This is a genomic window from Leifsonia sp. KNZ12-8B, assembly GCF_056755495.1.
Genome location: NZ_JBPGXM010000129.1, coordinates 1 through 10,564 on the forward strand (window position 1 = coordinate 1; position 10,564 = coordinate 10,564).

Below are 10,564 nucleotides of genomic sequence, written 5' to 3' on the forward strand. Positions count from 1 at the left end.
GTGCTGCTGCGCAGCACGAGGTGCGTCGGCAGCACGGTCGAGGTGACCGGCTCGGGCCGGCCCTCGATCTCGGCGATGAGGAGCTCGACCGCGCGGCGGCCGGTGGCCTCGAACTGCTGGTGGACGGTCGTCAGCGGCGGCCAGAACGAGTCGGCCTCCGCCATGTCGTCGAAGCCGACCACGCTGACGTCGTCCGGCACGCTGCGGCCGGCCTCGTGCAGCGCGCGCAGCACGCCGAGCGCCATCTGGTCGTTGGCCGCGAAGACAGCGGTGACCTCGGGGTGGGAGGCGATCCAGCGGCCGTGCTCGTAGCCGGCGGAGGTCGACCAGTCGCCGTGCAGCACCTCCGGGACCGGCGCGCCCGCCGCCTCCAGCGTCTCCCGCCAGGCCTGCTCGCGGCGCGCGGCCGAGTACGAGTCGGCCGGTCCGGAGATGTGCCACACCGTCTCGTGCCCGAGCCCGAGCAGGTGCTCGGTCGCGATCCGCGCGCCCTGCGCCTGGTCGGTGTCGACCTGCGGGTAGTCCGGCCGCTCCGTCGAGTCGATGACCACCACGGACAGGCCCGCCGGGAGCTCCACGTCGGCCCGGTCGACGATGTGCGCCTCGATGACGATGACGATGCCGTCGACCGCCTGCTCCAGCAGCCGGGTGAAGGCGACGCTCACGTCCTGCTGCGTCGGCCGCTCCACCGGGACCACCGTGATGGAGTAGCCGGCCGTCGCCGCGCTGCCCGCGATCGCGTCGAGGGTGCGCATGTTCCCGTAGGAGGACAGCGTGAACATGACGACCCCGAGGTTCCGGAAGCGCCCGGAGCGCAGCGCCCTGGCCGCGCGGTTGGGCCGGTAGCCGAGCGCCTGCATGCTCTCGAGGACCCTGGCGCGCGTGGCGGCCTCCACATTGGTGAGGCCGTTGGCCACGCGCGACACGGTCTGGGTGGAGACGCCGGCGTGCGCGGCGACGTCGCCCAGGGAGGGTCCTCTGGCGGCGCGGACCCGCTGGCCCTGCGGCCTGTCGGTCGTCGACTCGGTCATGGCTCCCCATTCTGGCGGATGATCGCGCACCGTCGGACTTGCGCGATGTTGACGTCAACATGTTAGGGTGTCGCCGTTGGATGTTGACGTGAACATCCTATCCAGACGAACACTGAGGAAGGCCATGACAACGACGTCCATCACGCCGCCGGCCCGCCGGCAGGCCGGAACCGCGAACCCGTCGCGGCCGGGCGGCCGCCGCGCCCGCCGCGACTGGCGGGGCTGGGCCTTCGTCGCCCCGTTCATGATCGTGTTCGCGGCGATGATCATCGCCCCGGTCGTCTACGCGATCTACCTCAGCCTGTTCCGCCAGCAGCTCATCGGCGGCAACGCCTTCGTCGGCCTCGCCAACTACCTCGCGGTGCTGCAGGACGGCAAGTTCTGGGAGTCGCTCGGCCGGGTCTCGATCTTCCTGCTCATCCAGGTGCCGATCATGCTCGTGCTCTCGCTGACCGCGGCGCTCGCGCTCGACAGCGCCCGTCTCCACGGCGCAGGCTTCTTCCGCATCGCGCTGTTCCTGCCGTACGCGGTGCCCGGCGTGGTCGCGGCCCTGATCTGGGGCTTCATCTACGGGGACCAGTTCGGGCTGACGGCGAGCATCAACGACTTCTTCGGGACGCAGTTCGCGCCGCTGAGCCAGTCGTGGATCCTCGGCTCCATCGGCAACATCGTCACCTGGGAGTTCATGGGCTACAACATGCTCATCTTCTACGCGGCGCTGCGCGTCATCCCGGGGGAGCTGTACGAGGCGGCCGAGATCGACGGAGCCGGCGCGTTCCGCCAGGTGTTCAGCATCAAGATCCCCGCCGTGCGCGGCGCCATCGTGATCGCGACGATCTTCTCGATCATCGGCAGCTTCCAGCTCTTCAACGAGCCGAACCTCCTGAAGCAGCTCGCCCCCAACGCGATCAGCAGCTACTTCACGCCCAACATGTACGCCTACAACCTCTCCTTCGCCGGGCAGCAGTTCAACTACGCCGCCACCGTCGCGATCGTCATGGGAGTGGTCACCGCGGTCATCGCCTACGTGGTGCAGCTCCGCGGCTCCCGGAAGGAGATGCGCTGATGTCGACGCTCGACACCGTCCACGACGCCGCGGCCGCGGGGCCGCGCGTCGCCCGCCGTGGCATGGCCCGGCCCTCCCGCCGCTCGGAGGGAGGCCGCCGCCCCCGCCGGTCCCTCGTCCTGACGATCGTGATGGTCCTGTTCACGATCTACTCGTTCGTGCCGCTGGTCTGGCTCATCGTCAACGCGACCAAGAGCCAGCCCGACCTGTTCTCGACCTTCGGCCTGTGGTTCGGCGACGGCTTCAACCTGTTCCAGAACATCGCGGACACCTTCACCTACCGCGGCGGCATCTTCGTGCAGTGGCTGGGCAACACGCTCCTGTACGTGGTGGTGGGCGCGGGAGGGGCGACCCTCCTGGCTACCGTCGCCGGGTACGGCATGGCGAAGTTCGACTTCCCCGGCAAGCGCGCCGTCTTCGCGGTCGTGCTCGGCGCGATCGCGGTGCCGGGCACGGCGCTCGCGGTCCCGACCTTCCTGCTGTTCAGCCAGGCCGGACTCACCAACACCCCCTGGGCGGTCATCCTGCCCTCGCTGATCAGCCCGTTCGGCTTCTACCTGATCTGGACGTACGCGAGCGAGGCCATCCCGACCGAGCTGCTGGAGGCGGCGCGGATGGACGGCGCGGGCGAGTTCCGCACCTTCTTCACCATCTCGCTCCGGCTGCTCGCGCCGGGCATCGTGACGGTCGCCCTGTTCGCGATCGTCGCCACCTGGAACAACTACTTCCTGCCGCTCATCATGCTGAGCGACCCGACCTGGTACCCCCTCACGGTCGGCCTCAGCCAGTGGAGCGCGCAGGCGACCGGGGTCGGCGCCCAGCCGATCTACAACCTCGTGATCACCGGATCGCTCATCACGATCGTCCCGATCGTGATCGCGTTCCTGGTGCTCCAGCGCTACTGGCAGTCCGGTCTGGCCGCCGGCAGCGTCAAGCAGTGACCTGCACCATCCCGTTCCCGACGAAGTGAAAGGCCCCACCACCATGAAAGACCAGGTCATCACGCGCGCCACACGCTCGCGCAGCCTGCGCCGCATCGCCGCGGCGCTGGCGACCACCGCCGTCCTCGGCGCATCGCTCGCCGCCTGCTCGTCCGGCGGCAGCAGCGGCGGAGGCGGCAGCGCCTCCGACATCGAGGCCGCGCTCGAGAAGGGCGGCACGATCACGTACTGGTCGTGGACCCCCTCGGCCGAGGCGCAGGTCGCGGCGTTCGAGAAGGCGTACCCGAAGGTCGACGTGAAGCTCGTCAACGCCGGCACCAACACGACCGAGTACACGAAGCTGCAGAACGCGATCAAGGCGGGCAACGGCGCGCCGGACGTCGCGCAGGTCGAGTACTACGCCATTCCGCAGTTCGCGCTCTCGGACGCCCTCGTCGACCTCACCCAGTACGGCTTCGACAAGCTGAAGGACGACTACACGCCGGGCCCGTGGAGCTCGGTCAACGTCGACGGCAAGCTGGTCGGCCTCCCGCAGGACTCCGGCCCCATGGCGATGTTCTACAACAAGACCGTCTTCGACAAGCACGGCATCGCGGTGCCGAAGACGTGGGACGAGTACGTCGCCGCGGCCGAGAAGCTGCACGCCGCCGACCCGAACGCCTACATCACGAGCGACTCGGGCGACTCCGGCTTCACCACGAGCATGATCTGGCAGGCGGGCGGCCGCCCGTTCCAGGTCGACGGCACGAAGGTGAGCATCGACCTCCAGGACGAGGGCACCAAGAAGTGGACCGCCAGCTGGGACAAGCTGGTCGAGGGCAAGCTGCTCTCGCCGGTCACCGGCTGGACCGACGACTGGTACAAGGCGCTCGGCAACGGCTCCATCGCGACCCTCATCACCGGCGCGTGGATGCCCGGCGTGCTCGAGTCGTCGGTGAAGGACGCCTCCGGCCAGTGGCGCGTCGCCCCGATCCCGACCTACGACGGGAAGGCGGCCAACGCCGAGAACGGCGGCGGCGGCCAGGTCGTGCTCAAGCAGAGCAAGAACCAGGCGCTCGCGGCCGGCTTCCTCAAGTGGCTGAACAACGACGAGGACAGCATCAAGGTCTTCCTGGAGTCCGGCGGCTTCCCGTCGACCACCAAGGACCTGGAGTCCTCCGACTTCCTCGCCTCGGCGCCCGAGTACTTCGGCGGCCAGAAGATCAACGAGGTCCTCGTGCAGGGCGCGAAGGACGTCACGAGCGGCTGGCAGTACCTGCCGTTCCAGGTCTACGCGAACAGCATCTACGGCGACACCGTCGGCCAGTCGTACACGTCCAACACCAGCCTGAACCCGGGCCTCCAGGCCTGGCAGAAGGCGATGGTCGAGTACGGCAACCAGCAGGGCTTCACCGTCACCGGCAAGTGAGGCGACGCGCGGCCCGGGGCCCCGGCGGCCCGCCCCGCGCCCCGGGCCGGCCCGGGCCCCCCCCCCCCCCCCCCCCCCCCCCCCGGCCCCCCCCGGCGGCCTCCCGGCGTTGGCGCGCCGCGCACACCCGGGCGCCCACCCCCCCCCCGCCACGGGGGGGCCCGGGGGGGCGGCGCCCGGGGGGGCCGGCCCCCGCTCCCTGTCCGGCACGTGAACCCCCTCCCTCCTCCGCAACGAGAAAGCACGCCATGACCAGCTTCGAGATCGCGGGCGACGACTTCGTCCTCGACGGCGAGCCGTTCCGCATCCTGTCGGGCGCCATCCACTACTTCCGGGTGCACCCCGACGACTGGGCGGACCGCATCCGCAAGGCGCGCCTGATGGGGCTCAACACCATCGAGACCTACGTGCCCTGGAACGCGCACGAGCGCCGTCCTGGCGAGTGGACCACCGAGGGCGGGCTCGACCTCGACCGCTTCCTGCGCACGGTGCAGGAGGAGGGGATGCACGCGATCGTGCGCCCCGGGCCGTACATCTGCGCGGAGTGGGACAACGGCGGGCTGCCGGCGTGGCTGTTCACCGATCCCGAGGTCGGCATCCGCCGCGCCGAGCCGCGCTTCCTCGACGCCGTCACCGCGTACCTCGAGCGCGTGCTCGCCATCGTGCGCCCGCTGCAGGTGACCGCGGGCGGTCCGGTACTCCTCGTGCAGGTGGAGAACGAGTACGGCGCGTACGGCGACGACAAGGACTACCTGCGGCACCTCACGGAGGTCACCCTCCGCGCCGGCATCGACGTGCCGCTGACCACGGTCGACCAGCCGGAGCCGGAGATGCTTGAGAACGGGTCGCTGCCCGGCCTGCTCAAGACGGCCTCCTTCGGCTCCCGGTCGCGCGAGCGCCTGGCGACGCTGCGCGAGCACCAGCCGACCGGTCCGCTGATGTGCTCGGAGTTCTGGGACGGCTGGTTCGACCACTGGGGCGCGCACCATCACACGACGCCGGTCGAGCAATCGGCGGCCGACCTGGACGACCTGCTCGCCGCCGGCGCCTCGGTCAACATCTACATGTTCCACGGCGGCACGAACTTCGGCTTCACCAACGGCGCCAACGACAAGGGCGTCTACCAGCCGATCGTCACCAGCTACGACTACGACGCCCCGCTGGACGAGGCGGGCGAGCCGACCGAGAAGTTCTGGGCGTTCCGCGAGGTCATCGCCAAGCACGCGCCGGTGCCGGCCGAGGAGCCGGTCTTCGCCGCCGCGGCGCCGTCGCTGACGGTGGCGTTCGACGCCGCCGTGCCGCTGTTCGCGGTAGCCGACCGGCTCGGCAGCTGGCGGCACACCGACGACCTGCCAAGCTTCGACGAGCTCGGTCACTACAGCGGCCTCGGCCTGTACCGGACCGAGATCGACACGGCGGAGCCGGCGGTGCTGGAGTTCGGGGAGGTGCGCGACCGCGCGTACGTCTTCGTCGGCTCCAACCGGGTCGGCGTGCTCGCCAGGGACCACCACGACAGCGCCATCGCCCTCGCGCCCGCCCGCGGCAGCCTCACCCTGCTCGTGGAGGACCAGGGCCGCGTCGACTACGGGCCACGCATCGGCGAGCCGAAGGGCCTGATCGCGCCGGTGCGCCTGAACGGCGAGGAGCTGAGCCGCTGGAGCGTGCTGCCCCTGGAGCTGACGGCGCTGACCGGCGTGCGGGAGGCGCTGGACGCCTCCGCCGCCGAGGACGCGGCTCCCGAGCGGCTGGCCGGCCCGGTCTTCGCGCGCGCGGTGTTCGAGCTGGAGGAGCCGGGGACGCTGTTCCTCGACACCACCGGCTGGGGCAAGGGCGTGGCCTGGTTCAACGGGTTCAACCTCGGGCGCTACTGGACCCGCGGTCCGCAGGAGACCCTGCACGTGCCGGCGCCGGTCGTGCGCGCGGGCCGCAACGAGCTGATCATCCTGGAGCTGGAGTCGGCGGCGGAGGCCGTCGCCGCGTTCGTGCCGGAGCCGCGGCTGGGGCACACCGAGTTCTGAGCGGCCGAGTCGTGACTCGGTGCGGGTTCCCGCGCCGAGACGTGACATCGGGTCACGAGTCGGCCGGGGTCAGCGGAAGCTGAGGGCGTTCGCGCCCCAGCCCGCCAGGCGTCCGGCGTCGAGGTCGCGCACCACGCGGTCCTGCCGCCCGATCACGAGCGTCTCGCGCTCGGGCGCACGGTAGGCCGGCCAGTCCGTGCCAGGACCGCGGCCGTGCGCGAACGCCGTCCAGCGCTCCTGCACCCGGCGCGTGACGCGGCGCGCCTCGCTCTTGCCGCCGAGGCGGAAGGACGGGTCTCGCGGGGTGGCCTCCAGGTTGCCCCACACGTAGTAGAGGTCGCTCGCGTGCGCGGCGCCGATCCCGAACAGCCGCAGCAGCGGCGTCGCGTGGTCGAAGCGGTAGAGGTAGGTGGGGGCGATGGCGCTGTGGCCCTCCGCGATCCACACGGCGGGCATGCGGAAGGCGATGTCCGTCGCCATCCCGAGCCCGACCGCCCAGCGCGGCAGCCCGCTGTAGGCGGCGATCACCTGATCGCGGCTGGGCGCCTCCACGCCGGGATTCTCGTCCAGCATCCTGGCGAACATCGCGTCGAGCCCCCGGCGGCTCAGCGGGAGGAGGGAGGAGCGCATCACCATGAACAGCGTCGCCTCGTCGCGGTTGCTGCCGATGACGAGCGGCACGGGCAGGCCGCGGCCCTCGCTGAGGACGGTGATCGGCGCCTCCGGAAGCAGGTCCCCGTCGATGGACGGGGCGAACGCGAGCGTGCCGGGGTGCTCCTGCGGGATGCGCGTGTAGACCGCCGCGGCGGCCCGCAGGACCGTCTCGACCGGCAGCGCGCGCAGCTCCTCCGGCGTGGCGCCCGTGGCATCCGCCGCGGCGAGGAACCGCTCCGTCACTGCGGCCGCCCGCTCCGGCCCGTACATCGAGGTCGCGGGCGCGCTCTGCACGATCGCGCGGTGGAACAGCCCGGCGGCGGACGGCGTGGCCAGGAGCGCCGCGATGATCCCACCTCCCGCCGACTGCCCGAACACGGTCACGCGGCCGGGGTCGCCGCCGAACGCCGCGATGTTGTCGCGCACCCAGGCGAGCGCGAGCAGCACGTCGCGCAGGGCCGGGTTCGCGTCGAAGGCGTCGTCGCGGGAGGCGGCCGAGCGCAGATCCAGGAAGCCGAAGGCGCCCAGCCGGTAGTTGAGGGTGACCAGCACGACGTCGCCGACCTCGACCAGGCGCGTGCCGTCGTAGATCGGCTGGCTGGCCGACCCGAGGGTGTAGGCGCCGCCGTGGATCCAGACCATCACCGGTCGCGGAGCCTCCGCGCCGGGAGGATGCACCCGCAGGGACGGGCGCCAGATGTTCAGGAACAGGCAGTCCTCGTCCTGCTGCGCCTCGCCCTGCGGCACCGCCGGATTCGGGATGTGCGGCGCGGTGCTGCCGAACGCGAGTGCGTCGGCGACGCCGGTCCACGGCGCGGCGGGGACGGGCGCGCGCCAGCGGAGCGGGCCCACCGGCGGCTTCGCGTACCGGATCCCGCGCCAGACCGCCACCCGGCCGTCGTCCGTGCCGCGGACGGGCCCGGCCCCGGTCTCGACGATCGGATGGTCGGAACCCGCCTGTCCGGCCCCGGGTCGCGCGCGGCTCCTGCTCACCCCACGATCATGGCCCGCGGCGACCGGGGAGCGGGTGCAGCTTTGAGGAAGCTCGGAGGATCGCGGCGGCCAGGTAAGTATAGGCTTACCTTAGTTCCCCCATCCGGCTCAGCCGTCCGCAGCGCACCCGAGAGGATCCGGCCCGCGTGACCATCATCGCCCCGCCTCGCGTCGAGCGTCCCGCCTATCGTCCGTACCGCGCCGAGGTGGTGGCCGTCCGGAGGCTGTCGCCGCACTTCACGCGGGTGAGCTTCCGCTGTGACGCCTTCGAGCACTTCGGCACCGAAGGGCTGGACCAGCGGATCAAGCTGTTCTTCCCGCTGCCGGACGGCTCGTTCTCCGACGTCGGCATCGACGACGAGGAGTCGATCGCGGCGGGCGACTGGTACGACCGCTGGCGGGCGCTCCCGGAGGACCGGCGCAACCCGTTCCGCACCTACACGGTGCGCACGGCCGACCCGGACGACCGTCGCATCGACATCGACTTCGTCGCGCACGGCGACGGCGGCCCTGCCGCGCGCTGGCTGCTCGGCGCGACGGCCGGCGACGAGCTCGTGATCGTCGGTCCGGACTCCCGCAGCCCGATCCGCGGCTCCGGCATCGACTGGCGTCCTGGCGACTGCACCGAGCTGCTGCTCGCGGGCGACGAGACGGCCGCGCCGGCCATCGCCGCCATCCTGGAGTCGCGGCCCGCCGACTGCCACGCGCGCGTCTTCATCGAGGTGCCGTCGGCGGAGGACGCGCAGCCGCTGCGCGCGCCGGCCGGCGTCACGATCACGTGGCTGGCCCGCGGCGACGCGCCGACCGGCACCGAGCTGCTGCCGGCCGTCGAGCAGTGGCTCGCGTCGAACCCCGAGGTCGTCGCCTCGGCCGCCGCGCCACGGCGCCAGCGGCTCGCCGACGTGGACGTCGACCGCGACATCCTCTGGGAGAGCCCGGAGCACGCTCCCGGCGGCTTCTACGCCTGGGTGGCGGGGGAGTCGGCCGCGGTGAAGGCCATCCGCCGCCTGCTGGTGCGCGGCCACGGCATCGACCGCCACCGCGTCGCCTTCATGGGGTACTGGCGGCTCGGGCGCGCCGAGAACTAGGCCGTTCGCGGACCGGGGTCGCTCGCGAGGGGCGGCTCAGTCCTCCCGCTCGACGCCCCGGAACACCTCCGGGTAGTCGTCGAGCCAGGTCCAGTGGCTCGCCGGCCAGCTGATGACGAAGGCCTTGCCGACCACATCGCTGAGCGGCACGAAGCCCTTGCCCGGGTCGTCCATGTGGTAGCGGGAGTCGGCCGAGTTGTAGCGGTTGTCGCCCATGACCCAGACGCTGTCGTCGGGGACGGTGACGTCGAACGCCTTCGCCGACACGGCTTGCGTGCCCGCGGGAAGCAGCACGTACGGCTCCTTCAGCGGCACGCCGTTCACGCTCATCTGGCCGAGCGCGTTGCAGCACGTGACGCGGTCGCCCGGGAGACCGATGAGCCGCTTCACCAGGTGCTGGTCGCTGTCCGACGCGCCGAGGCCGATGAAGTCGAGCACGGCTCCGACGCCCTGCTGGAATGCGTTGCCGGTCGGCGGCGGCGCCGGCGGAAGCCAGCCGCCCGGGTCCTTGAACACCACCACGTCGCCGCGCTCCAGCGGGAAGACCTTCGGCTGCAGCTCGTTCACGATGATCCGGTCTTGGATCTGGAGCGTGTTCTCCATCGATCCAGAGGGGATGTAGAACGAGCGCGCGACGAACGTCTTGATCAGGAACGACACCAGGACGGCCACGACCACGATGACGACGACGTCGCGCAGCAGCGACTTCCAGCCCGAACGACGGGAGGAGCGGCGAGGGCGTGCGGTCGCTGTCGTGTCGGTCACAACTCCTCACGCTAGCGTGCGGAGGCTGAGAGGCGCATCCGATCCGCATCCCGCTCCTTGTCGCGCCGCGCACGCGGTGAGAGCATCGGTAGACGGGTCGTCCGGCGACCGCCGGTACCCGCGTGACCATGCGGAAAGCACTCCCAGGCTTCGGGAAGGATGCACGACGCGGACGACCGCGCCGCGTCGATCCCGCACGGCTCACGCCATCCGGGTACCCGCCTGGTGCCGGACGGCTCCTGTCGGCGCTCGCCGCCGTCGTGCTGGCCGCCGGGGTGCTCGGCGCACCCCAGGCCGCGGCCGCGAGGGTGTGCGAGCCGCCGGGATGCGCGGGGTCCGCGCCGGGGACGACCGGGACGCCGACGCCGACGCCCTCGCCGACACCGTCGCCGACACCGTCCGAGGGGCGGGAGGACGGGGACGGCGATGGCGATGGAGGCGGCGACGGCTCCACGCCGACGCCGACGCCGACCGAGACGCCGACGCCGACGCCGACACCGACGCCGACGCCGACTCCGACAGGCACGCCCACCCCTGCTCCCACGCCGACCCCGACGCCGACTCCCGCGCCCACCGCGACGCCGACGCCCACCCCGACTC

General features: G+C 71.8%; 8 protein-coding genes and 1 pseudogene. 6 read left to right on the forward strand and 3 right to left on the reverse strand.

The annotated features are described in order from the left end of the window. A partial coding sequence (locus ACR9ZG_RS15600) for a LacI family DNA-binding transcriptional regulator (RefSeq protein WP_481285767.1) occupies positions 1-1,031 on the reverse strand: 1,031 nt, incomplete at its 3' end. Between the two features lie 124 nt (positions 1,032-1,155). On the opposite strand from ACR9ZG_RS15600, the gene ACR9ZG_RS15605 reads away from it, so the two are divergent. The 4 genes from ACR9ZG_RS15605 (at position 1,156) to ACR9ZG_RS15620 (ending at position 6,464) form a co-directional block, all read left to right on the forward strand. Beyond that, a complete protein-coding gene (locus ACR9ZG_RS15605) occupies positions 1,156-2,097 on the forward strand; it encodes a carbohydrate ABC transporter permease (RefSeq protein ID WP_481285768.1) in 942 nt (313 codons plus the stop codon). Between the two features lie 62 nt (positions 2,098-2,159). After that, positions 2,160-3,038, forward strand: coding sequence for a carbohydrate ABC transporter permease (locus ACR9ZG_RS15610; protein WP_481285774.1), 879 nt, complete (start codon positions 2,160-2,162; stop codon positions 3,036-3,038). A gap of 43 nt (positions 3,039-3,081) precedes the next feature. Further along, positions 3,082-4,446, forward strand: a complete 1,365-nt coding sequence (locus ACR9ZG_RS15615) for an ABC transporter substrate-binding protein (RefSeq protein WP_481285769.1) — start codon at positions 3,082-3,084, stop codon at positions 4,444-4,446. Between the two features lie 248 nt (positions 4,447-4,694). Continuing rightward, positions 4,695-6,464 carry a glycoside hydrolase family 35 protein gene (locus ACR9ZG_RS15620; protein WP_481285770.1) on the forward strand — a complete coding sequence of 590 codons (1,770 nt, stop codon included), beginning with the start codon at positions 4,695-4,697 and terminating at the stop codon, positions 6,462-6,464. Between the two features lie 69 nt (positions 6,465-6,533). On the opposite strand, the gene ACR9ZG_RS15625 is transcribed toward ACR9ZG_RS15620, so the two are convergent. Next, complete coding sequence (locus tag ACR9ZG_RS15625) at positions 6,534-8,111, reverse strand: carboxylesterase/lipase family protein (RefSeq protein ID WP_481285771.1); 1,578 nt, start codon at positions 8,109-8,111, stop codon at positions 6,534-6,536. Between the two features lie 146 nt (positions 8,112-8,257). Here ACR9ZG_RS15625 and ACR9ZG_RS15630 point away from each other — a divergent pair, with 146 nt between their 5' ends. Continuing rightward, a complete protein-coding gene (locus ACR9ZG_RS15630) occupies positions 8,258-9,199 on the forward strand; it encodes a siderophore-interacting protein (protein WP_481285772.1) in 942 nt (313 codons plus the stop codon). Between the two features lie 36 nt (positions 9,200-9,235). Here ACR9ZG_RS15630 and lepB read toward each other — a convergent pair whose 3' ends face one another. After that, on the reverse strand, positions 9,236-9,964 hold the full coding sequence (lepB, locus tag ACR9ZG_RS15635) for a signal peptidase I (RefSeq protein WP_481285773.1): 729 nt from the start codon (positions 9,962-9,964) through the stop codon (positions 9,236-9,238). Positions 9,965-10,289: 325 nt separating this feature from the next. On the opposite strand from lepB, the pseudogene ACR9ZG_RS15640 reads away from it, so the two are divergent. Next, positions 10,290-10,564: pseudogene (locus ACR9ZG_RS15640) on the forward strand (hypothetical protein); the annotation flags it as partial.

Excerpts from the sequence above, each read along its gene's own strand:
- ACR9ZG_RS15615 (WP_481285769.1), top strand. The coding sequence starts at position 3,082 with ATGAAAGACCAGGTCATCACGCGCGCCACACGCTCGCGCAGCCTGCGC.
- ACR9ZG_RS15620 (WP_481285770.1), top strand. The coding sequence starts at position 4,695 with ATGACCAGCTTCGAGATCGCGGGCGACGACTTCGTCCTCGACGGCGAG.
- ACR9ZG_RS15610 (WP_481285774.1), top strand. The coding sequence starts at position 2,160 with ATGGCCCGGCCCTCCCGCCGCTCGGAGGGAGGCCGCCGCCCCCGCCGG.
- ACR9ZG_RS15605 (WP_481285768.1), top strand. The coding sequence starts at position 1,156 with ATGACAACGACGTCCATCACGCCGCCGGCCCGCCGGCAGGCCGGAACC.